A 21,485-nucleotide genomic window follows, 5' to 3' on the forward strand; every position below is an offset into this window, starting at 1 on the left:
CACGCAGCGCACACAGATGCGCCGGCGCGCAAGCATCATGACCACATTGGAACTCACCCCGCAACTGCGCAGCGCACTGCGCGCGCAAGCCCATCCGCTCAAGCCCGTCGTGCTCATCGGCGAGCAAGGCCTGAACCCGGCGAACATGGCGGAGATCGATCTGGCACTGAAAGCGCATGGGCTGATCAAGGTGCGCGTGTTTGGCGATGACTCTGCCGCACGCGCTGCGATCCTGCACACCGTTTGCGACACCCTGGGCGCCGCACCGGTGCAGTCCATTGGCAAACTGCTGGTGATCTACCGCCCGGTGCCGAAAACGCCGCGCGTGGACCGGGAGGATGAGGCGACCACCACGCGGCGCGGCAAATCTCCGCGTACCGTCAAGCTGGTCATCCCCTCCAGCAGCCCCACCCACCGGGCCAAGGTCAAGCGCATCACCCTGCTGGGCAATCAGCGCCTGACCGCTACCGGCAAGGTCAAGCGCGCCAAGCCGCGCTTGAGCAGTGCGAAAAAATCATCGCGCGGCTGAAATGCTGCAGGTGAAGCGGCGCAGACGTTGCCGCCTTCAGTTGCGACTGCGCGCAGGCAGGCGCCACACGTAAGCCGCCACGCACGCGGCCTGCAGGGCAAACACCAGACTGGCCACGCCGTGCCACACGCCGGCCTGGGGGGAATGGCTGTAAGCGGCCTGCAGCAGTCGGGGCACCACACCGAACTCGCCCAGTACGGCAAAAAATATCCCGCCCAGCGGCAGCAGAAAATCGGCGGACATCGTGGCCTTGCTGCCAACGCGCTCCAGCACGGCGATCAGCACCCCGAACCCAATGGCGGCGAGCGCCATGATGTAGAACATGCGGCTGGCCACCGCAGCGGCCACCATCTTTTCCGGCACGGTCGCGAAGGCGGTTGGCGCGCCGATGAGACCGACCGCAACCATCCCGCCGAGCCAGAGCGCAGCCAAAAACCAGCGGGCGCGCAGGCTGCTCATTTGTAGTGGACAGCGAGAATTTCGTAGCGCCGCACGCCACCGGGAGCGGCGACCTGTGCGACATCCCCGGACTCCTTGCCGATCAACGCACGCGCAATCGGTGAGTTGATGGAAATGCGGCCCTGCTTGAGATCCGCCTCATCATCTCCGACGATCTGATAGGTGATTTCATCGCCGCTGGCTTCGTCGCTGAGTTCCACCGTGGCACCGAACACCACGCGGCCGTCAGCCTGCAGTTCACTCGGATCGATGATCTGCGCGGTACCGAGCTTGCCCTCGATGTCGGCAATGCGGCCTTCGATGAAGCCCTGCTTGTCACGGGCCGCGTCGTACTCGGCGTTTTCCGACAGATCGCCCTGCGCGCGCGCTTCGGCGATGGCCTGGATCACTGCCGGACGTTCGATGGTCTTGAGCCGTTGCAGCTCTTGCTTGAGTTGTTCCGCGCCTCTGCGCGTCATGGGGGTCGCCATGTTCGGGCCTCCGTAGAACCATGAAAAAAACGAGCACCGCAGCCACTTGCGCTGCGGTGCTCAGGTGCCTGGAATTTTACGCGTTTGCGAACGATTGCAACGGATAAACCGCGACTTTCTGCAGCTGCTTCATCCCTTCGACCGCGGCGAGCGCGCCAGAGATGGTGGTGTAGGTGGTCACGCGCGCGGCCAGTGCCGAGGTGCGGATGGCACGCGAATCGGCAATGGCATTTCGGCGCTCTTCCACCGTGTTGATGACCAGCACGATCTCGTTGTTCTTGATCATGTCGACCACATTGGGCCGGCCTTCGGTGACCTTGTTGATCACCTGCACCTCGACTCCCGCTGCGGCAATGGCGGCGGCCGTGCCGCGGGTCGCCACGACGCCGAAGCCCATCGCCACCAGTTGCCGAGCGACTTCCACGGCGTCGGGCTTGTCGCTCTGCTTGACCGAGAGGAACACCTTGCCACCCGCCTTGGGGTCGGGCAGGCGTGTGCCCGCGGCGAGCTGCGACTTGACGAAGGCCTCGCCGAAGGTGCGGCCCACGCCCATGACCTCGCCGGTGGACTTCATCTCCGGCCCCAGGATGGGATCGACCCCAGGGAACTTGTTGAACGGAAACACCGCTTCCTTGACGCAGTAATACGGCGGCGTGACTTCAGCAGTGACGCCCTGCTGCGCCAGACTCTGCCCGGCCATGCAACGCGCCGCAATCTTGGCAAGCTGAAGCCCGGTGGCCTTGGACACATAGGGCACGGTCCGCGAGGCACGCGGGTTGACTTCGAGCAGGTAGATGCGGTCTTCGCCGTCCTGCTGCTGAATCGCGAACTGCACATTCATCAGCCCGACCACCTTGAGGCCATGCGCCAGCTTGACTGTCTGCTCCTTGATGCGCGCCACGGTGGCCGCCGAGAGCGAATACGGCGGCAGCGAGCAGGCCGAGTCGCCACTGTGCACCCCCGCCTGTTCGATGTGCTCCATCACACCGCCGATGAACACCTGGGTGCCGTCGCAGATCGCGTCGACGTCACACTCGATCGCGTCGTTGAGGAAGCGGTCGAGCAGCACCGGAGAGTCGTTGCTCACCTTCACCGCCTCGCGCATGTAGCGTTCCAGATCGCGCTGTTCGTGCACGATTTCCATCGCCCGCCCGCCCAGCACGTAGCTTGGCCGCACGACCAGCGGATAGCCGATTTCTTCGGCCCGGGTCAGCGCCTCGGCCTCGGACCGCGCGGTGCGGTTGGGCGGCTGCAGCAGGCCCAGGTGTTCGACCAGATGCTGGAAACGCTCGCGATCCTCGGCCATGTCGATCATGTCCGGGCTGGTGCCGATGATGGGCACGCCATTGGCTTCGAGATCGAGTGCGAGCTTGAGCGGGGTCTGACCGCCGTACTGCACGATCACCCCGACGGGTTGCTCCTTGTCGACGATTTCCAGCACGTCCTCCAGGGTCAGCGGCTCGAAGTACAGACGGTCGGAGGTGTCGTAGTCGGTCGAGACCGTCTCGGGGTTGCAGTTGACCATGATGGTCTCGAACCCATCGGCGCGCAGCGCCAGCGCCGCGTGCACGCAGCAATAGTCGAACTCGATGCCCTGGCCGATGCGGTTGGGCCCGCCGCCCAGCACCATGAGCTTCTTGCGCGTGGTCGGCGCAGCCTCGCATTCCTCGTCGTAGGTCGAGTAGAGATAGGCGGTTTCCGTACCGAACTCGGCAGCGCAGGTGTCCACACGCTTGAACACCGGGCGCACCTGCAGCGCACGGCGGCGGTTGCGCACCGCGGTCTCGGTGGTGTGCAGCAACTTGGCAAGCCGCCGGTCGGAAAAGCCCTTTTGCTTGAGCGCGTAAAGCGTGTCGCGGTCGAGCTTGTCCAGCGCATGGTTGCGTTCCAGATCGAGTTCGGTCTGCACGATGTCCTGGATTTGCGCCAGGAACCACGGATCGATGCGGGTGAGCTGATGCACTTCCTCCAGGCTCATGCCCTGCGCAAACGCGTCGCCCACGTACCAGATGCGCTCGGGGCCGGGCTCGCCCAGTTCCTTTTCCAGCACCTCGCGGTCCTGGGTTTTTTCGTTCATGCCGTCCACGCCCACTTCGAGACCGCGCAGCGCCTTCTGGAAACTCTCCTGGAAGGTGCGCCCCATGGCCATGACTTCACCGACCGACTTCATCTGCGTGGTCAGACGCGAGTCGGCCTGGGGGAATTTCTCGAAAGCGAAACGCGGCACCTTGGTGACCACATAGTCGATGGTCGGCTCGAAGGAAGCCGGCGTGACGCCGCCGGTGATGTCGTTGCGCAGTTCGTCCAGGGTGTAGCCCACGGCGAGCTTGGCCGCAATCTTGGCAATCGGAAAGCCGGTGGCCTTGGACGCCAGCGCCGAAGAGCGGCTCACCCGCGGATTCATTTCGATGACGATCAGCCGCCCATCCTTTGGATTGACGGCGAATTGCACATTGGAGCCGCCAGTATCGACGCCGATCTCGCGCAGCACCGCGATGCTGGCGTTGCGCATGATCTGGTATTCCTTGTCGGTGAGCGTCTGCGCCGGGGCCACGGTGATCGAGTCGCCGGTGTGCACCCCCATCGGGTCGAGGTTTTCGATGGAGCAGACGATGATGCAGTTGTCCGCGCTGTCGCGCACGACCTCCATCTCGAACTCTTTCCAGCCGATCAGAGACTCTTCGATCAGCAACTCGCTGGTGGGCGAGGCCTCGATGCCGCGCTTGCAGATGCTCTCGAACTCTTCCGGGTTGTAGGCAATGCCGCCGCCGGTGCCGCCCAGGGTGAAGCTCGGGCGGATGATGACCGGAAAGCCGATGCTCTTCTGCACCGTCCAGGCCTCTTCCAGCGAATGCGCAATGCCCGAGCGCGCCGAACCCAGGCCGATGCGGGTCATGGCCTGCTTGAATTTCTGCCGATCCTCGGCCATGTCGATGGCTTCGGGTTTGGCGCCGATGAGCTCGACGCCATACTTTTCAAGCACACCGTTGTGGTGCAGATCGAGCGCGCAATTCAGCGCGGTCTGCCCGCCCATGGTCGGCAGGATGGCATCGGGCCGCTCCTTCTCGATGATGGTCTCGACCACCTGCCAGGTGATGGGCTCGATATAGGTGACATCGGCCGTCTCCGGGTCGGTCATGATGGTGGCCGGATTGCTGTTGACCAGGATGACCTTGTAGCCCTCCTCGCGCAGCGCCTTGCAGGCCTGCGCTCCGGAATAGTCGAACTCGCAGGCCTGGCCGATGATGATGGGGCCAGCGCCGATGATCAGAATGCTTTTTATGTCGCTGCGCTTGGGCATGGGCGAGTCTCTTTAGGCAGATGAATTCGTGAAAGATCAGTGTGTTTTCGCGGTGGCAGCCAGCGCCAGCTTGATACCGAATCCGAAAAATCCGGCGCCGGTTGCGCCCATCGTCACCGCGGACAGACGGCGGCGGCGGCGAAACGCATCGGCGACCCGCACGCCACCGAAGATCAGCACCGACAGATACAGCAGGCTGAAGGTCTGGACGATGGCGCCCAGAATGGCGAACGACAGCGCCGGATGCGGGTAGTGCGGATCGACGAACTGGATGAAGAACGACACGAAGAACAGGATGGCCTTGGGGTTGAGCAGGCTGATGAACAGCGCCTTGCGAAACGGATCTTCATGGCGCCGGCCCGGCAGGTCGGGGTGCGGGTGGGGCTGCGGCGCTTGCGCATGCAGGCCGGTGTCAGGCGTGCGCCAGCGCGTCCAGGCGGCGCGCAACATGTTGATGCCCAGCCAGCCCAGATACAAGGCACCTGCCGCCTGCACCAGGTGGTAGAGGGTCAGGTTGGTTTCCAGCAGCGAGGCGGCCCCGGCTGCAGCCAGCACCATCAGCACCGTGTCGCCGAGAAAAACCCCCAGCGCGCCCCGATACCCCGCACGCACCCCGCGCTGCGCAGCCACGCTGAGCACGTAAAGCGAATTCGGTCCAGGCAACAGGACGATGAAAATCACCCCGAGCACGTAAGTCCAGAGATTGATCACGCCGAACATCTGCTGTGCCCCGGCTCAGGCCCGGTCCATCAGGCCGACAAAGCGGTCGAACAGGTAGCCAATGTCGTGCGGCCCCGGGCTGGCTTCCGGATGGCCCTGGAAGCAGAAGGCGGGCTTGTCCTTCCACGCAAAGCCCTGCAGCGTGCCGTCGAACAGCGAGACATGGGTGATGCGTACAGCGTCGGACAGGCTGTCCGCATCCACCGCAAAACCATGATTCTGGCTGGTGATCGACACCCGCCCGGTGTCCAGATCCTTGACCGGATGGTTGGCGCCGTGGTGGCCGAATTTCATCTTGAAGCTCTTGCCGCCCGCCGCCAGCCCCATGATCTGATGCCCCAGGCAGATGCCGAAGGTCGGCATGCCCGCAGCGATGATGCTGCGGGTTGCAGAAATGGCGTAATCGCAGGGCTCCGGGTCACCCGGGCCGTTGGACAGAAACACCCCATCGGGGCGCATCGCCAGCACCTCGGCCGCCGGGGTCTGCGCCGGCACCACCGTCACGCGGCAGCCACGCGCGGCCAGAAGCCGCAGAATATTGAACTTCACGCCGAAATCGTAGGCCACCACATGACGGCTCGGCGCGGTCATCTCACCATAGCCCTGTTCCAGCGACCAGTCGGTCTGCTTCCACGCATACGACGCCGTGGTGGACACGACCCGGGCCAGATCCATGCCGGCCAACCCGGCAAAGCCGCGCGCGGCGTCCAGCGCCGTCTGGATGACGCTGTCGCTGATGTCCTGCCCTGCGGCCAAGCCAATGACGCAGCCGTTCTGCGCACCCCGGGTGCGCAAGTGACGGGTCAGTCGGCGGGTATCGATCCCCGCAATCGCCACCGTGCCCTGCGCGCGCAGATAGGCATCGAGTGTTTGCTCGCTGCGATAGTTCGACTGCAGCAGAGGCAAGTCCTTGATGATCAGGCCGGCGGCATGCACCCTGGCCGCCTCCACGTCCTGCGCGTTGACACCCACATTGCCGATATGCGGATAGGTGAGGGTGACGATCTGGCGGCAATAGCTTGGATCGGTGAGGATTTCCTGGTAGCCGGTCATGGCCGTGTTGAACACCACCTCACCGACAGTCTGCCCGGTTGCGCCAATGGAAAGTCCGCGAAAAATCGAGCCGTCGGCGAGAACCAGAACGGCTTTGGGCAGCATGGGCAACATGAAAACTCTCCGGTGAGCGCCCGGATATTGGAACGACACGCCAGTCGATCTGACGTGTCTTGGGCGCGGGCCGCGCAAGCGCCTGGACAGCCGCCTTGCCTGGCCTTCGCGCCCCTTTGGTGTTCGCCACAGGACGGCGACGCTTCAGGCGCACAAAATCTGTCAGATTATATTCACGCGCTTGGCGCAAAGTCCTTGGCGCCGTCCGCTTGATGAACACCCTCCCCACCCTGCCCCGACCGTTTCCCCTGATTGCGATCGCAGTCATCGTGCTGCTTGCCCACGGGCTGCTGCTGGCCTGGCTGGTGTTCACCCCAGCGCCTCCCCCGAGCAGACCCGAACAACGCATGGACTGGGTGATGCTGGAACCCGCGAAACCCCAGCCCCAGCCACCGACGCCCGCTCCCGCAGTGGCCCCGGCTCCGGCAGCCGAACCACCCCGCCCGGCTTCGGTCGGGCCGAAAGCTGCAACACCTGCACCCAAGGTCGCGGCGCAAAAACCCGTGCCAGCCAAGCCGCAGCCGCCGGCGCCGCCTGCCGATGCCACGCCGGTCACCTCGCCACAAACGGCGCAGACTCCGGCGCCTGCCCGGACCTCAGCACCCGCCTCGATCGCTGCACCCAGACAGGACACCGAGCCGGGACACGCGCCAATGGTCGCGGCCTCCACGCCGCCCGCTGCCACTCCCGCCGTGGAAACGATGGCGTCTTACAAGGCGGACTACCTGGACAATCCGCCTCCGCCCTATCCTCGCCTGTCGCGGCAGCTGGGCGAAGAAGGCACCGCGCTGCTCAAGGTGCAGGTCGGCGCGGATGGGCGGGCCTTGCAGGTCAAGCTCATGTCCTCGACAGGCTATGCGCGGCTGGATGAAGCGGCCGAAGCGACGGTAGCCCAGTGGCGCTTCGTTGCTGCGACCCGCAACGGCCAGGCCATCACCTCCTGGGTGCTGGTGCCGATCAAGTTCCGCATTCTGAATTGAATCCATCCGTCTGCAGCGCCCTGCCGAGCAGGGTGTCGAAGTCGGTGGTTTGCGGCAGGGTGCCAAATCCGCCGCCCCATTGCCCGCCCAGGCGCGAGGCACAGAACGCCTGAGCGATGGATGCGGGCGCATGCTGCAACAGCAGCGCAGCCTGCACGGCCAGCACGAGGTCGTGCGTCAGGGCACGGGCGCGGCTCTGCACATCGTCCGGGTTGCGCAGGGCGGTGGACAGGTGCTGCACATGTGCGTCGAAATGGGGGTTGCGACCCTGTGCCGGGGCGAGTTCTGCCATCAGCGCGTCGGTGGTGCGCGGGTTCTTGCCCAAGGCGCGCAGCACGTCCAGGCACATGACATTGCCCGATCCTTCCCAGATGGAGTTCACCGGCATTTCGCGGTAGATGCGCGCCTGCACATCATCTTCCACATAGCCGTTGCCGCCCAGCACCTCCATGGCTTCGGCGGCAAGTTCGGCGCCGCGCTTGCAGATGCGGAACTTGCCTGCCGGGGTCAGCAGGCGGCGCAGCAGCAGTTGTGCCTCGTCGTGCTGCGCGTCGAACGCCTGCGCCAGCCGCATCGCCAGCGCGATGGCGGCCTCGACCTCTAGCGCCATGTCGGCCAGCACATTGCGCATCAGCGGCTGGTCGATCAGTGCGGCACCGAACGCCTGCCGGTGCCGCGCGTGGTGCACCGCCTGACTCAGCGCCTGCCGCATCAGCCCGGTGGTGCCGAGCACGCAGTCCAGCCGGGTGTAGGTACCCATTTCCAGGATGGTCGGGATGCCGCGCCCCTCCTCGCCGAGCAGATGCCCCCAGGCGCCCTGGAACTCCACCTCGGCCGAGGCGTTGGAGCGGTTGCCCAGCTTGTCCTTGAGCCGCTGGATCAGCACCGGGTTCTTGCTGCCGTCCGGCGCCCAGCGTGGCACGAAAAAGCAGCTCAAGCCAAGCGGTGCCTGCGCAAACACCAGATGCGCGTCGCACTGCGGCGCCGAGAAAAACCACTTGTGCCCGGTCAGCCGCCAGCCGTCCGCGCCGTCGCGCACGGCCTGGGTGGTGTTGGTGCGCAGATCGGAGCCACCCTGCTTCTCCGTCATGCCCATGCCGATCAGTCCGCCGCGCTTGTGCGCAAACGGCTGATCGCTCGGGTCGTAGTCCGCGCGCAGGAGGGTGGGCAGCCAGTCGCGCGCCAGCTGCGGATCGCGCGACAGCGCGGGAATCGCGCCATAGGTCATGGTGGTCGGGCACATGGTCCCGGCCTCGATCTGGGTCTGCAGGATGAACCCGGCCGCCCGCGCCACATGCGCGCCAGGCCGGGGCTGTGCCCACGGACCGGTGTGCAGCCCGCGCCGGGCGATGTCGGCCATGAGCGCGTGCCACGCGGGGTGAAACGCGATCTGGTCACGGCGAAATCCACGTGCGTCGAAGGCGCGCAGTTCGGGGCCGAAGCGGTTGGCCAGACGTCCCTGCTCGAAGCAGGACGCGGTCCCGAGTTCCTGCCCCTGCTGCATCAGCGCGGGCTGCGCCCAGGCCGCTCCGCCGCGCAACAACGCTTCCCGCAGGGCGGGATCGGCGACAAAGAGGTTGTAATCCTGCAGCGGCGGCACCTGATTGGTGACGGCGTGGGTCGGCCAGCGCATGGTGATCTCCTGTTTTCTGCCGGCCATTGCAGCACCTTCGCTCAGTTGCCTGCAAGGCATCGCCCGTTACCATGCTCGGCTATCCGGCAGATCGCCAACGGCCTGCACCGGCCTTGCATCGACCTTCCTTTTGCCCATGTCGCCTTCCTCGCAAGACTTTTCCGCCTCCGACCCCGGCCCCGGCCGCGGTCTGATCTGGGTGCTGTTTGCCGCCCTCGTCGTGCTCTGGCTGGGCACGCTAGGCTGGCGCGATCTGGTGCCCACCGATGAAGGACGCTACGCCGAGATTCCGCGTGAAATGGTGGTGAGCGGTGACTGGGTCACCCCGCGGCTCGATGGCTTCAAATACTTCGAAAAGCCGCCGCTGCAATACTGGACCACGGCGGTGACGTACCAGCTGTTTGGCTTCGGTGAATGGCAGGCGCGGCTGTGGACCGGGCTGACCGGGCTGCTCTCCGTCCTGTTCACCGGATGGGCCGGAACGCGCCTGTTCAACCGCCGCACGGGCGTGTTTGCCGCGGCGGTGCTGGCCAGCATGTTCTACTGGAACGCGATGAGCCACATCAACACGCTGGACATGGGCACTGCCGCCACCATGTCCGCAAGTCTGATGGCCTTTCTGCTCGCGCAACGACCCGATGCCAGCCGCACCCAGACCCGCTGGTGGATGTGGGCTTGCTGGGCGTTCATGGCGCTGGCCATGCTGTCCAAGGGACTGATCGGCATCCTGCTGCCGGGCGCTGCCCTGGTGCTGTACACCCTGATCTATCGCGACTGGCGGCTGTGGACGCGGCTCTACATCGTCAGTGGCCTGCTCATCTTTTTGGCAATTGCCGCGCCGTGGTTCGTCTGGGTGCAGGCGCGCAACCCCGAGTTTTTCGATTATTTTTTCATCTACCAGCAGTTCACCCGCTTTCTCACCAGTGAGCTCAAGCGCCCGGGTCCGTGGTGGTATTTCTTTCCCATTCTGATTCTGGGTGTGCTGCCGTGGCTGGGCAGTCTGGTTCCGGCGCTGGCCAGGAGCACCGCCCAGCCTGCGCTGCGCGGTGCGGCTTTTGGCGATGCACGGGGGCGCACCCTGCATGCCCAGGGCATGTTGCTGATCTGGGCGGTGTTCATTTTTGTCTTTTTCAGCATTTCCAAATCCAAGCTGCCGTCCTACATCCTGCCCATCTTCCCGGCCATCGCGCTGCTGATTGGCGACCATCTCGACCGGGCACAACGCGGCGCGCTGCGCTGGCAGTTTGGGCTGCTGGCGCTGCTGGGGCTGGCGGCGGTGATCGGCTTCACGCAGTTGCACCGACTGGGCAACGCGACCACCCCCGGCGCGCTGTATCAGCAGTTCGGCTGGTGGCTGGAAGGCACCGCCGTTCTGGCGCTGGGCAGCGGCCTGATGGCCTGGCGCTGGGAAACGCAAGGCCGACGCACCGCGGCGGTGCTCCTGGTCAGTGTGGCGATGACCCTCGGATTCTCCCTGGGGATTCAGCAATTCCAGATCCTGGGCCGCACCGCATCGACCAAGGACGTGGTGACTGCCATCCGTCCGTGGATTCACCCGGGCCAGCCGTTCTACGCGGTGGGTACTTACGACCAGACCCTGCCTTTCTACCTCGACCGCACCGTGACCTTGGTGGAATACCAGGGCGAACTGCATTTCGGCATTACGCAGCAACCCGGGCTGTGGGTGCCGACCTACGCCGATTTCGCCAAACGCTGGGAGACGGACAAGCTGCCGCTGGCACTGCTGCCGCCGTCCAGTCTGCCCGCGCTGCAGGCGCTGCACCTGCCGATGACCGTGATTTACCGCAGCCCGCGTTTCGTCGTCATCGCCAAGCCGGGTCAGGACTACGGCCATGCGGCGCAAGTGGCTGCGGCCCAGTTGCCAGCGGCGTGGAACACAGGCGCGTCGCTCACGCCGCCTGCAGTGACGGAGACGATGCGATGAGCGCGGTCGCCTTCGCCCTGGTGCTGACCGGCGTGCTGCTGAACGCCGCAGCGCAGCTGCTCATCAAGGCCGGCGCCGAGACCGTGGGGCGCTTCAATTTCACTGCAGGCAACATCTGGCACGCCGGTCTGCACTTTGCGCTGCAATGGCAGATTCTGCTGGGCCTGGCGTTCTACGCGGTTTCCGTCGGGGTGTGGATTCTGGCGCTCACTCGCGTGCAGGTCTCCATCGCCTACCCCATGCTGTCGCTGGGTTATGTCGTCACAGCCTTTGCCGCGTGGTGGCTGTTCGGCGAAGCGCTCACCGTGCAGAAGGTCGTCGGCATCGCCGTCATCATCGCGGGCGTCGTCATCGTCGCCCGCGCCTGAACTGTCTCGCATGACTTCTCAAGACATCCTTCCCTTTACCCGCCCCGACATCGACGACGACACCATCGCCGGGGTGGTCGAGGTGCTGCGCTCGGGCTGGATCACCACCGGCCCGTGGTGCGCCCGGTTCGAACAGGCGCTGTCCGATTACTTTGGCGGGCGCACCGTGCTGGCCTTCGCCTCGGGCACCGTGACCATGGAGGTGGCGCTCAGGCTGCTGGGCATCGGCCCGGGCGATGAGGTCATCACCACGCCGCTGTCCTGGGTGGCGACCAGCAATGTGATCCTCACCGTAGGTGCGACGCCGGTGTTCGTCGACATCGACCCGGCCACGCGCAACATCGACGCAGGCCGCATCGAGGCGGCGATCACCCCGCGCACCCGCGCCATCCTGCCGGTGCACCTGGCCGGCCTGCCTGCCGATCTGGACGCCATCGACGCGATCGCCCAGCGCCACGGGCTGCGGGTGATCGAGGATGCCGCGCAGGCCATCGGCAGCAGCTGGGGCAGCAAACGCATCGGCAGCTTCGGTGATTTCGCCTCGTTCAGCTTTCACCCGAACAAGAACATCACGTCGATCGAAGGCGGCTGCCTGGTGCTGCCGCCGGATGCCGACGCCGACCTGGCGCGCCGGTTGCGGCTGCAGGGCGTGCGGCGCAGCGGGCTCGACGGCATGGAGGTGGACGTGGTCGGCGGCAAGTCCAACCTCACCGACGTGGCCGCGCGCGTCGGCTGGGGGCAGCTGCAGCGGCTCGACGAATTCAACGCCCGCAGGCGCGATCTGGCGCGGCAATACTTCGCCGCGTTCGACGCGATCGGGCTGCAAGCACGCGGGGTGCAGCTGCCGCCGCGCGATTTCACGCAGAGCAACTGGCACATGTTCCAGATCGTGTTGCCGCCGCATCTGCGCCGCGCCGACGTGATGCAGGCGATGAAAGACCGCGGCATCGTCACCGGCGTGCACTACCCGCCGATCCATCTGTTCCGCCTGTACCGTGCGCGCGGCTTTGCGCCCGGCGATTTTCCACATGCCGAGACCGTGGGCGCATCCATCCTCACCCTGCCGCTGTTCCCTGCGATGCGCGACAGCGACGTGGCCCGAGTGACTGACACCCTCGACGCCGTGCTGCGACAATTCGGCCTATGACCTTGCATTCTCATCCTGCCGTTTCGGTGGTCGTTCCTGTCTACAACGAAGAAGCCGGACTGCCCGCCCTGTTCGCCCGCCTCTACCCCGCGCTCGACGCACTGGGCGAGCCCTACGAAATCCTGTTCGTCAACGATGGCAGCCGTGACCGCTCCGCCGCGCTGCTGGCCGCGCAGCAACGGCTGCGCCCTGACGTGACCCGCGTGGTGCTTTTCAACGGCAATTACGGCCAGCACATGGCCATCCTTGCCGGCTTCGAGCACACGCGCGCGCCCATCATCGTGACCCTGGACGCCGATCTGCAGAACCCGCCCGAGGAAATCGTCCATCTGGTGGCCAAGATGCGCGAGGGCTATGACTACGTCGGCACCATTCGCCGCATGCGGCAGGACAGTTGGTTCCGTCGCAACGCCAGCCGGGCGATGAACTGGATCCGCGAAAAGATCACCAGCGTGCGCATGACCGATCAGGGCTGCATGCTGCGCGCCTACGGCCGCGACGTGGTCGACACCGTGAACCGCTGCACCGAGGCCAATACCTTCGTCCCGGCACTGGCCTACACCTTCGCACTCCACCCCACCGAAATCGAGGTGGCCCATGAGGAGCGACAGGCGGGTGACTCCAAATACTCGCTGTTCAAGCTCATCCGGCTGAACTTCGATCTGGTCACCGGGTTCTCGCTGGTACCGCTGCAGCTCATGTCCTACTCGGGCATCCTGCTGTCGCTGGCCTCCGGCGCGCTGTTCCTCTATCTGATGGTGCAACGCTTCATCGAGGGCGCGCAGGTGCAGGGCGTGTTCACGCTGTTCGCCATCACCTTCTTCCTGCTCGGCGTGGTGTTGTTCAGCATCGGCCTGCTGGGGGAATACATCGGCCGCATCTACGAACAGGTGCGCGGCCGCCCACGCTATCTGGTGCAGGCGGTGCTGCAGGATTTACCACCCGAGCCGGGCGTGTTCGTGCCGCACCAGACGCCCGCTTCCAACCCTGCAGCCCAGACGCAGGCCGCCACAACGTGAGAGCCGTCGTCTTTGCCTATCACAATGTCGGGGTGCGCTGCCTCAAGACCTTGCTGGCGCGCGGCGTGCAAGTCGATCTCGTCGTCACCCACCCGGACAGCCCGACCGAAACCCTCTGGTTCGACCGCGTCGCCGATGTGGCGGTCGAAGCGGGCATTCCGGTGGCCTATGTGGACGAGGCCGTGGACGGCGCACTGATCGATCGGGTGGTCGCACTTGCCCCCGATTACCTGTTTTCCTTCTACTTCCGTCGCATGCTGCCTGCGCCGCTGCTGGCCGCGGCGCGCATTGCCGCGCTGAACATGCACGGATCGCTGCTGCCGAAATATCGCGGCCGCGTGCCAGTGAACTGGGCCGTGCTGCATGGCGAAACCGAGACCGGCGCCACGCTGCATGTCATGGACATCAAGCCCGACGCCGGCGACATCGTCGCGCAGCAGGCCGTGCCCATCCTGCCCGACGACACGGCCAAAGACGTGTTCGACAAACTCACCGTGGCCGCCGAAATTGCCCTTTGGACGGTGTTGCCCCAACTGCAGCGCGGCGAGGTTCCGCGCCGCGCCAACGCGCTCGCCAAAGGCAGCTATTTTGGCGGCCGCAAGCCGGAAGATGGCCGCATCGACTGGGCGCAACCGGCGCAGTCGGTCTACAACCTCATCCGCGCTGTCGCACCGCCCTACCCCGGCGCCTTTTTCGATCTGGGCGGCCATCGGTTCATCGTCGCCCGCGCCCGCCTGGCGCGTCCTGAACTGGCCGGGCTGCTCGCGGCATCAACCCCGGTCGGCCCAGCTGTCGCTGGCGGGCAAATGCTCGCCAGGGCGGCCGATGGCGGCGTGATCCACCTCCTGGAACTCTGGGCCGCTGACCAGCCCGGTCACCCCCTGAGCGCACAACAATTCTCAAGCCTCGCAGGACTGCAATCATGAAAAAAATCCTCATCCTCGGCGTCAACGGGTTCATTGGCCACCACCTCTCCAAACGCATCCTCGCCACCACCGACTGGCAGGTGTACGGCATGGACATGAATGCCGACCGTGTCGAAGAACTGACCGGCAATCCGCGCTTCAAGTTTTTCGAGGGCGACATCACCATCAACAAGGAGTGGATCGAATACCACGTGCGAAAGTGCGATGTGATCCTGCCGCTGGTAGCCATCGCCACACCCGCCACTTATGTGAAGGCGCCGCTGCGCGTGTTCGAGCTCGACTTCGAGGCCAACCTGCCCATCGTGCGCGCTGCGGTCAAACATCGCAAACGTCTGGTGTTCCCGTCCACCTCCGAGGTGTACGGCATGAGCAGTGACGCCGAATTTGACCCCGAGAACTCGCCTCTCACCTACGGCCCGATCAATAAGCCACGCTGGATCTATGCCTGCTCCAAGCAGCTCATGGACCGGGTGATTGCCGCCTACGGCCAGCAGGAAGGGCTGGACTACACCCTGTTTCGTCCGTTCAACTGGATCGGCGCCGGGCTGGACAACATCTTTTCGGCCAAGGAAGGCAGCTCGCGCGTGGTCACGCAGTTCCTCGGCCACATCGTGCGCGGTGAGGCCATCAGCCTGGTCGACGGCGGTCAGCAAAAACGCGCCTTCACCGACATCGACGACGGCATCGACGCGCTGATGAAAATCATCGAGAACAGGGATGGCGTGGCCAGCGGCCAGATCTACAACATCGGCAACCCGGCCAACAATCACTCCATCCGCGAACTGGCCGAGCGCATGCTGCGCATCGCCGCCTCCGTGCCTGAATACGCTGACTCCGCCAAACAGGTCCAACTCGTCGAAACCAGCTCTGGCGCCTACTACGGCAAGGGCTACCAGGACGTGCAGAACCGCGTGCCCAAGATCGCCAACACCATGCACGATCTGAACTGGGCGCCCAAGGCCGACATGGACACCGCGCTGCGCAAGATTTTCGACGCCTACCGCGGCCACATTGCCCAGGCCCGGGCGCTGATGGATGAAGCGGGCAACTGAAGCGCGCATCCCGCAAGAGGCGAAAGTCAGCATGAAGCGGATCGGCCCTGAGGCCCGCCGGAACGAAACAACATAGAATGCGCAATGACGGGCCGCCTCGCATCGCGGCGCGGTGAACTTGGTCAGGTCGGGAACGAAGCAGCCACAGCCGTTTACCGAGAGTGCCGGGGGAACGGCTCGTCACCCCAATTCCGGCATCGCCCGCCCTTGCCGTCATGCGGTCGGACTTGCGATTCTCCAAGGTGTTTGCCCAGTCACTGATTCAGGATCAGTCCGTTGCGATCAGCGCCACCGCGGCAATTTGTGTCAAAATCCCCATCAAATCTTTCTATCGAGGTGACCATGGCTAGCGAACTGATCAAACATACCAACGACGCCAATTTCGAGCAGGATGTGCTCAAGTCTGGCGTGCCCGTGCTCGTGGACTTCTGGGCCGAGTGGTGCGGCCCCTGCCGCATGATCGCCCCGACCCTGGACGAGATGGCCAGCGAATACCAAGGCAAGCTCGCCATCATGAAAGTCAACGTGGACGAAAACCGCTCCATCCCTGCCAAGTTCGGAATTCGCGGCATTCCCACCCTGCTGCTGTTCAAGAACGGCGAGCTTGCGGGCAACAAGGTTGGCGCGGCCTCCAAGTCTCAACTGACCGCCTTCGTCGACGCCCATCTATAATTTGCCTCAGTTGTGCGGTCGCGGTCGTGATGACCGCCACCGCGCAACTTCTTTCGGCGCTTGGTCACTCAAAGCCAATCGCCTGCCGTGATACCCCCCACACGGCCTGTTCTACCCCCTCTCTCTTGTTGCTGCTTCGCGTGGGCCATGTCCAGGTTCATGCACAGTTCAGGTCACGACGGACCCGACTGCAGACTTCCCCTCCCGAGCTTTTCACCATGCATCTGTCCGAACTCAAAGCGACACACGTCTCCAAGCTGCTTGAAATGGCGCAATCGTTCGAGATTGAGAACGCAAGTCGTCTGCGCAAGCAGGAACTGATGTTCGCCATTCTCAAGCGTGTGGCGCGTAACGGCGAGCAGGTGTTCGGAGACGGCTGCCTGGAAGTCCTGCCCGATGGCTTCGGCTTTTTGCGCGCACCCGAGTCGAGCTACATGGCGTCGCCGGATGACATCTACATCTCGCCCAGCCAGATCCGCCGCTTCAATCTGCATACCGGCGACTCCATCGAAGGTGAGGTGCGCGTGCCAAAAGACGGCGAGCGCTACTTTGCTCTGGTGAAGGTGGACCGGGTCAACGGCGTGACCCCGGAAGAGAACAAGAACAAGATCATGTTCGAGAACCTGACGCCGCTGTTCCCCACGGAGCACATGCGTCTGGAGCGCGACATCAAGGGCGAGGAAAACATCATCGGCCGCGTGATCGACATCATTGCGCCGATCGGCAAGGGCCAGCGCGGTCTGTTGGTCGCCCCGCCCAAGAGCGGCAAGACCGTGATGCTGCAGGCCCTGGCGCATGCCATCACCGCCAATCATCCCGAGGTGGTGCTCATCGTGCTGCTGATCGACGAGCGCCCGGAGGAAGTGACCGAAATGCAGCGCTCTGTGCGCGGCGAAGTGGTGAGTTCCACCTTCGACGAACCCGCAGTGCGCCATGTGCAGGTCGCGGAAATGGTGATCGAAAAGGCCAAGCGTCTGGTCGAACTGAAAAAGGATGTGGTCATCCTGCTCGACTCCATCACGCGCCTGGCGCGCGCCTACAACACGGTCATCCCGACTTCCGGCAAGATTCTCACGGGTGGCGTCGATGCCAACGCCCTGCAGCGACCCAAGCGCTTTTTCGGTGCCGCGCGCAACATCGAGGAGGGCGGCTCGCTGACCATCATTGGCACCGCGCTGGTCGACACCGGCAGCCGCATGGACGAGGTGATCTACGAAGAATTCAAGGGCACCGGCAATATGGAAATCCACCTCGATCGTCGCCTGTCCGAAAAACGCGTCTATCCGGCCATGTTGATCAACCGCTCCGGCACGCGCCGCGAAGAACTGCTGCTCAAGCCGGAAGTCCTGCAGAAAGCCTGGATTCTGCGCAAACTGCTCTACCCCATGGACGAAATTCAGGCGATGGAATTTCTGCTCGACAAAATGAAGCAGACCAAGAACAACGCCGAGTTCTTCGACATGATGCGCCGCGGTGGTTGAGGCCACGCCAGAAAAATCTGCGATAATCTCGCCCTTTGCCAAGTACCGACTGCAGACTGTTGTGTAGCCCTGCATGCTTTTGCTGCATGATTTTCACGCGCGTCGGCGGCTAGCTGAACCCCAAGGAACTGAAATGAAACCTGGAATCCACCCTCAATACCGCGACGTCTGCTTCCTCGACCTGTCCACCGGCTCGAAAATCATCATCTCCTCCACCGCGCAGACACGCGAAACCATCAAGCTCGACGATGGGCGCGAAGTCCCCCTGTACAAGGTGGAAACCAGCGCAGAGTCGCATCCCTTCTACACCGGTCAACAAAAGAGCGTCGACACTCTGGGTGGCCGCGTCGAGAAGTTCCGCCAGAAATTCGCCAAGGCGACCGGCAAGGCCTGAGCACCTGGCGGCCAGTCCGGGTTGTCACGACCCGATGCAGATGCAGACAACGGGCAGCGCGGCTGCCCGTTGTCTTTTTCAGATCAGACGCAACGCCCATTCCGAAGATTCTCCCGATGAGTTCGGCCTTCTCGCACGGACAGACCCGCAGGCCGCCGACGCGCCCCGCGCTGAAGGCCGACGCGGTCACCAAACTGCCGCGTCCCCTGCTGTTGCTGCTCTGTGTGGCCTACATCCTTCCTGGCTTCATCGGCCGCGATCCCTGGCGTTCAGACGGCCTGAATTTCGCGGTGATGTGGCAAATGGCGCAGGGCGCGACCGACTGGTTTCACCCGCAGCTGTACGGCCATGTCATCCGCGATGGCTGGCTGACCCACTGGCTGGGCGCGCTGTCGATTCAGGCCCTCGGCACATCGATCGGCCCGGTGCTGGCTTCCCGGCTGCCGTTCATGCTGGCGCTCGGTGCAAGCATGAGCCTGACCTGGTATGCGGCCTATCACTTTGCGCGCGATGACGCGGCGCAACCTGTGCCGCCGGCCTTTGGGCCGCCGATTGCATCGCGCGACTATGCCCGCGCCATCGCCGATGGCGTGCTGCTCACCTTGCTGGCCACGCTGGGCTTGCTCGGCCGCGGCCATGAAGCCTCGACCCAGGTGTTGCAGCTCGCTGCGGTCAGCGCGGTACTGCTGGGCGTGTCGCTGCATCCGCGCAGGGCGGGAGCCGGGGCCGCGGTGATCGGACTGGGACTGCTCAGCCTGGCACTGACATCGGCCGGCTGGTTCGCTGTGCTGTTGACAGTCACGCTTGCACTGCTGTTACGGCGTGAGCTGGACAGACGCCACTGGCCTTCCCTGCTCGCCCTGCTGCTCGGCCTGGCATCGGGTCTGTGGGCCGAATCGCAACTCGGCTGGTCCTTGCACGGTCAATGGCCGACATGGCAGGGCATCGGCAATTTTTTCCGCATTGGCGTCTGGTTCACCTGGCCAGCCTGGCCACTTGCGTTGTGGGCCCTGTGGCGCTGGCGCGAATCACTGCATGCCAGGCACCTGCAACCAGCCTGGGCGCTGGCCCTGCTGGCGTTGCTCAGCGCCCTGGCGCTCGGCAACAACGACAAGGTCTTTTTGCTGTCCCTTCCGCCGATGGCCATTCTGGCCGGCTTCGCGCTGCCTGTGATGCGGCGTGCCGGGCTGGCGGCAATCGACTGGTTCGCGGTCCTGCTCTACAGTCTGCTGGCGCTGGTGGTCTGGGTGATGTGGCTGGCCATGCTGACGGGCTGGCCGCCCAAGCCCGCAGCCAATATTGCTCGACTTGCGCCTGGCTTTCATCTCGACCTCGATCTGTTCACGGTGGGCATCTCGCTGCTGGCCACCGCGGCCTGGACGGCGATTGTGATGTGGCGCACCGGACGCCATCGTCACCCGCTGTGGAAGGGCATGGTGTTGTCGGCCAGCGGAGTCACGCTCGCCTGGGTGCTGGTCGGCAGCCTGTGGATGCCGGCACTGAACTACGCCAGCACCTACCGCTTCGTCGGTATCAGCGTGGCCCATGCGGTGCGCACCAGCAGCGCACTGTCCATGCGGGTCGGCACGCCCTGCCTGCAGCCTTCTGGAATCGACCTCACCTCGCAAGCCTTGATCGGTTACTGGAGCCGTCTTGCCTTCTCCAGGGCAGACTGCCCCTATGCACTGGGCACGCATGCCCCCGGTCCTGCGGCGCAGTGGCGGCAGATCTGGCGCGGCGGCCGCCCCGGTGAACGGGACGAGCCGATCCTGCTCTACCAGCGGCTGACGCCAGCCCCTCGCTGAACGCGGCATGCGGTCACTGCGCGATCTGCTGCGACTGGCCGTGAGCGTGCTCATCGGCCAGCTTGCGGTCATCGGCTTTGGCGTGGCCGACACGGTGATGCTCGGGCATTACTCCACCACGGCCAATCTGGCCACCCTCTCCATTGGCCAGGCGATCTACATCACGTTGTATGTGGCGCTCTCGGGCGTCACCCAGTCGCTGCTGCCCACACTGGGGCGCAGCTTCGGCGCAGGCACACCACGGGTCGTGGGAGAGGGATATCGGCAGGGACTCTGGCTTGCTGTCGGCCTGTGCGTCGTCGGCATGGCGGTCCTGCTCTGGCCGCAGCCACTGCTGGCGCTCACCGGGCAGGCACACGATCCGATGGTCGATCGCTACCTCAGCATCCTGGCCTTCGGACTGCCGGCCGCGCTGGCGTTCCGGGTGCATGCGGCGCTGAGCCAGGCCATCTCCAGACCCTTGCTCACGGCAGGCCTGCAGATCTGCGGTCTGCTGGTCAAACTGCTGCTCAATGCTCTGTTTCTGCTGCCGGATCAGTTTGGTCTGCGGGGCATTGCAGCATTCGGCGCAGCCGGCTGCGCCATGGCCACGGTGCTGACCCAGTACGGTCTGCTGGCTGTGGCACTGCTCCAGCATCGATACAGCGCCGCGCTGCACCCGTTTGCCGCGTTGTCGCGCTGGGAATGGCCCGACTGGGCTGCCCAGGCGCATCTGCTTCGCCTGGGTGGGCCGATCGGGCTGAGTCTGCTGGTCGAGGTGTCCGCCTTCACCTTCATGGCGCTGTTCATCGCCCGCCTCGGGAACACCGTGCTGGCCGCGCACCAGATCACCGCCAATTTCGCCACCGTGCTCTACATGCTGCCGCTGTCGATTTCCATCGCAACGGGCTCGGTGGTGGCCCAGCATCTCGGCGCGGGCAACATCCGCGCTGCGCGCCACATGGCCTGGAGTGGCGTGGGAACCGCAGCCTTGCTCTCGGTGGCCATCGGCTTGATCGTCTGGCTGGAGCGGGGCCACATCATCGGCTGGTACACCGCCGACCCCAAGGTGCAGCGCGTGGCCGATCATCTCTTCCTGTTCATCGCGCTCTATCAGGTGTTTGACGCGGTGCAATCGAGCAGCGCCTTCGTCCTGCGCTCCTACCACATCGCAGTGTTGCCCAGCGTGCTGTATGCGCTGTCCCTCTGGGGCATCGGGCTGGGCGGTGGCTATATGCTGGGGTTCGACATCCTGGGGCTCACCCCGCCTGCGCTGCAGGGCGCCGCGGGTTTCTGGATGGGAAATACGACGGGCCTGGCAGTCGCGGCGAGTTGCTTTGCCGTGCTGCTCTGGCGCGTGGCCCGAAGGCCACCAGGCTGACGCGTTGCAGAAAACAACAGCACCGCCGAACGTGTCGGGGTGCTGCTCGATCATTGT

At 64.7% G+C, this 21,485-nt stretch carries 19 protein-coding genes and 1 other RNA gene; 14 read left to right on the forward strand and 6 right to left on the reverse strand.

The window, feature by feature from the left end; translation table 11 throughout:
* The first annotated feature begins 37 nt into the window (after nucleotides 1-37).
* Nucleotides 38-529 (forward strand): YhbY family RNA-binding protein, encoded by a 492-nt coding sequence (locus AC1ZQA_RS09965; RefSeq protein WP_482676817.1) that lies wholly within the window; start codon nucleotides 38-40, stop codon nucleotides 527-529.
* Nucleotides 530-565: 36 nt separating this feature from the next.
* On the opposite strand, the gene AC1ZQA_RS09970 is transcribed toward AC1ZQA_RS09965, so the two are convergent.
* The 5 genes from AC1ZQA_RS09970 to carA all read right to left on the reverse strand — a co-directional run bounded on the left by AC1ZQA_RS09970 (nucleotide 566) and on the right by carA (nucleotide 6,646).
* Complete coding sequence (locus tag AC1ZQA_RS09970; RefSeq protein ID WP_482676818.1) at nucleotides 566-988, reverse strand: DUF4149 domain-containing protein; 423 nt, start codon at nucleotides 986-988, stop codon at nucleotides 566-568.
* Complete coding sequence (gene greA, locus AC1ZQA_RS09975) at nucleotides 985-1,458, reverse strand: transcription elongation factor GreA (protein WP_482676819.1); 474 nt, start codon at nucleotides 1,456-1,458, stop codon at nucleotides 985-987. The genes AC1ZQA_RS09970 and greA overlap by 4 nt, the downstream gene beginning before the upstream one ends.
* A gap of 76 nt (nucleotides 1,459-1,534) precedes the next feature.
* Nucleotides 1,535-4,759, reverse strand: coding sequence for a carbamoyl-phosphate synthase large subunit (gene carB / locus AC1ZQA_RS09980; RefSeq protein ID WP_482676820.1), 3,225 nt, complete (start codon nucleotides 4,757-4,759; stop codon nucleotides 1,535-1,537).
* Between the two features lie 36 nt (nucleotides 4,760-4,795).
* Nucleotides 4,796-5,479 (reverse strand): leucine efflux protein LeuE, encoded by a 684-nt coding sequence (gene leuE, locus AC1ZQA_RS09985; protein WP_482676821.1) that lies wholly within the window; start codon nucleotides 5,477-5,479, stop codon nucleotides 4,796-4,798.
* A gap of 15 nt (nucleotides 5,480-5,494) precedes the next feature.
* The gene (carA, locus tag AC1ZQA_RS09990) at nucleotides 5,495-6,646 is read right to left on the reverse strand and encodes a glutamine-hydrolyzing carbamoyl-phosphate synthase small subunit (protein ID WP_482676822.1); all 1,152 of its coding nucleotides are present in this window, start codon (nucleotides 6,644-6,646) and stop codon (nucleotides 5,495-5,497) included.
* Between the two features lie 212 nt (nucleotides 6,647-6,858).
* Between carA and AC1ZQA_RS09995 the strand changes: the two genes are divergently transcribed.
* Complete coding sequence (locus AC1ZQA_RS09995) at nucleotides 6,859-7,626, forward strand: energy transducer TonB (RefSeq protein ID WP_482676823.1); 768 nt, start codon at nucleotides 6,859-6,861, stop codon at nucleotides 7,624-7,626.
* Here AC1ZQA_RS09995 and AC1ZQA_RS10000 read toward each other — a convergent pair.
* Nucleotides 7,604-9,259 (reverse strand): isovaleryl-CoA dehydrogenase, encoded by a 1,656-nt coding sequence (locus tag AC1ZQA_RS10000; protein ID WP_482676824.1) that lies wholly within the window; start codon nucleotides 9,257-9,259, stop codon nucleotides 7,604-7,606. The genes AC1ZQA_RS09995 and AC1ZQA_RS10000 overlap by 23 nt on opposite strands.
* 136 nt (nucleotides 9,260-9,395) lie before the next feature.
* Between AC1ZQA_RS10000 and AC1ZQA_RS10005 the strand changes: the two genes are divergently transcribed.
* The 12 genes from AC1ZQA_RS10005 (at nucleotide 9,396) to AC1ZQA_RS10060 (ending at nucleotide 21,428) form a co-directional block, all read left to right on the forward strand.
* Nucleotides 9,396-11,204, forward strand: a complete 1,809-nt coding sequence (locus tag AC1ZQA_RS10005) for a glycosyltransferase family 39 protein (RefSeq protein ID WP_482676825.1) — start codon at nucleotides 9,396-9,398, stop codon at nucleotides 11,202-11,204.
* Entirely contained in the window at nucleotides 11,201-11,572 is a 372-nt protein-coding gene (locus AC1ZQA_RS10010) for an SMR family transporter (protein WP_482676826.1), read from the forward strand. The genes AC1ZQA_RS10005 and AC1ZQA_RS10010 overlap by 4 nt, the downstream gene beginning before the upstream one ends.
* A 10-nt stretch (nucleotides 11,573-11,582) precedes the next feature.
* Nucleotides 11,583-12,719, forward strand: coding sequence for a DegT/DnrJ/EryC1/StrS family aminotransferase (locus AC1ZQA_RS10015; RefSeq protein WP_482676827.1), 1,137 nt, complete (start codon nucleotides 11,583-11,585; stop codon nucleotides 12,717-12,719).
* Nucleotides 12,716-13,738: a glycosyltransferase gene (locus tag AC1ZQA_RS10020; RefSeq protein WP_482676828.1), complete on the forward strand. Its 1,023-nt coding sequence runs from the start codon at nucleotides 12,716-12,718 to the stop codon at nucleotides 13,736-13,738. The genes AC1ZQA_RS10015 and AC1ZQA_RS10020 overlap by 4 nt, the downstream gene beginning before the upstream one ends.
* On the forward strand, nucleotides 13,735-14,664 hold the full coding sequence (locus AC1ZQA_RS10025) for a formyltransferase (RefSeq protein WP_482676829.1): 930 nt from the start codon (nucleotides 13,735-13,737) through the stop codon (nucleotides 14,662-14,664). Before AC1ZQA_RS10020 ends, AC1ZQA_RS10025 begins: the two co-directional genes overlap by 4 nt.
* Nucleotides 14,661-15,716: a bifunctional UDP-4-keto-pentose/UDP-xylose synthase gene (locus tag AC1ZQA_RS10030; RefSeq protein WP_482676830.1), complete on the forward strand. Its 1,056-nt coding sequence runs from the start codon at nucleotides 14,661-14,663 to the stop codon at nucleotides 15,714-15,716. The genes AC1ZQA_RS10025 and AC1ZQA_RS10030 overlap by 4 nt, the downstream gene beginning before the upstream one ends.
* An 86-nt stretch (nucleotides 15,717-15,802) precedes the next feature.
* An RNA gene (gene ffs / locus AC1ZQA_RS10035) (signal recognition particle sRNA small type) lies at nucleotides 15,803-15,901 on the forward strand.
* Between the two features lie 157 nt (nucleotides 15,902-16,058).
* Nucleotides 16,059-16,388 carry a thioredoxin TrxA gene (gene trxA, locus AC1ZQA_RS10040; RefSeq protein ID WP_079419497.1) on the forward strand — a complete coding sequence of 110 codons (330 nt, stop codon included), beginning with the start codon at nucleotides 16,059-16,061 and terminating at the stop codon, nucleotides 16,386-16,388.
* Nucleotides 16,389-16,606: 218 nt separating this feature from the next.
* Nucleotides 16,607-17,869 (forward strand): transcription termination factor Rho, encoded by a 1,263-nt coding sequence (rho, locus tag AC1ZQA_RS10045; RefSeq protein WP_482676831.1) that lies wholly within the window; start codon nucleotides 16,607-16,609, stop codon nucleotides 17,867-17,869.
* A 133-nt stretch (nucleotides 17,870-18,002) separates the two neighbouring features.
* Nucleotides 18,003-18,263 (forward strand): type B 50S ribosomal protein L31, encoded by a 261-nt coding sequence (locus AC1ZQA_RS10050; RefSeq protein ID WP_482676832.1) that lies wholly within the window; start codon nucleotides 18,003-18,005, stop codon nucleotides 18,261-18,263.
* A gap of 116 nt (nucleotides 18,264-18,379) precedes the next feature.
* A complete protein-coding gene (locus AC1ZQA_RS10055; protein WP_482676833.1) occupies nucleotides 18,380-20,068 on the forward strand; it encodes a hypothetical protein in 1,689 nt (562 codons plus the stop codon).
* Nucleotides 20,069-20,075: 7 nt separating this feature from the next.
* Nucleotides 20,076-21,428: an MATE family efflux transporter gene (locus AC1ZQA_RS10060; protein ID WP_482676834.1), complete on the forward strand. Its 1,353-nt coding sequence runs from the start codon at nucleotides 20,076-20,078 to the stop codon at nucleotides 21,426-21,428.
* Nucleotides 21,429-21,485: the final 57 nt, after the last annotated feature.

It is taken from the genome of Thiomonas sp. DCM-2 (assembly GCF_056820905.1).

Excerpts from the sequence above, each read along its gene's own strand:
- AC1ZQA_RS10060 (WP_482676834.1), top strand. The coding sequence starts at position 20,076 with ATGCGGTCACTGCGCGATCTGCTGCGACTGGCCGTGAGCGTGCTCATC.
- AC1ZQA_RS10050 (WP_482676832.1), top strand. The coding sequence starts at position 18,003 with ATGAAACCTGGAATCCACCCTCAATACCGCGACGTCTGCTTCCTCGAC.
- AC1ZQA_RS10000 (WP_482676824.1), bottom strand. The coding sequence starts at position 9,259 with ATGCGCTGGCCGACCCACGCCGTCACCAATCAGGTGCCGCCGCTGCAG.
- AC1ZQA_RS10055 (WP_482676833.1), top strand. The coding sequence starts at position 18,380 with ATGAGTTCGGCCTTCTCGCACGGACAGACCCGCAGGCCGCCGACGCGC.
- AC1ZQA_RS09970 (WP_482676818.1), bottom strand. The coding sequence starts at position 988 with ATGAGCAGCCTGCGCGCCCGCTGGTTTTTGGCTGCGCTCTGGCTCGGC.
- carA (WP_482676822.1), bottom strand. The coding sequence starts at position 6,646 with ATGTTGCCCATGCTGCCCAAAGCCGTTCTGGTTCTCGCCGACGGCTCG.
- carB (WP_482676820.1), bottom strand. The coding sequence starts at position 4,759 with ATGCCCAAGCGCAGCGACATAAAAAGCATTCTGATCATCGGCGCTGGC.
- AC1ZQA_RS10015 (WP_482676827.1), top strand. The coding sequence starts at position 11,583 with ATGACTTCTCAAGACATCCTTCCCTTTACCCGCCCCGACATCGACGAC.
- trxA (WP_079419497.1), top strand. The coding sequence starts at position 16,059 with ATGGCTAGCGAACTGATCAAACATACCAACGACGCCAATTTCGAGCAG.
- AC1ZQA_RS10005 (WP_482676825.1), top strand. The coding sequence starts at position 9,396 with ATGTCGCCTTCCTCGCAAGACTTTTCCGCCTCCGACCCCGGCCCCGGC.
- AC1ZQA_RS10020 (WP_482676828.1), top strand. The coding sequence starts at position 12,716 with ATGACCTTGCATTCTCATCCTGCCGTTTCGGTGGTCGTTCCTGTCTAC.
- AC1ZQA_RS10030 (WP_482676830.1), top strand. The coding sequence starts at position 14,661 with ATGAAAAAAATCCTCATCCTCGGCGTCAACGGGTTCATTGGCCACCAC.
- rho (WP_482676831.1), top strand. The coding sequence starts at position 16,607 with ATGCATCTGTCCGAACTCAAAGCGACACACGTCTCCAAGCTGCTTGAA.
- AC1ZQA_RS10010 (WP_482676826.1), top strand. The coding sequence starts at position 11,201 with ATGAGCGCGGTCGCCTTCGCCCTGGTGCTGACCGGCGTGCTGCTGAAC.
- greA (WP_482676819.1), bottom strand. The coding sequence starts at position 1,458 with ATGGCGACCCCCATGACGCGCAGAGGCGCGGAACAACTCAAGCAAGAG.
- leuE (WP_482676821.1), bottom strand. The coding sequence starts at position 5,479 with ATGTTCGGCGTGATCAATCTCTGGACTTACGTGCTCGGGGTGATTTTC.
- AC1ZQA_RS09995 (WP_482676823.1), top strand. The coding sequence starts at position 6,859 with ATGAACACCCTCCCCACCCTGCCCCGACCGTTTCCCCTGATTGCGATC.
- AC1ZQA_RS09965 (WP_482676817.1), top strand. The coding sequence starts at position 38 with ATGACCACATTGGAACTCACCCCGCAACTGCGCAGCGCACTGCGCGCG.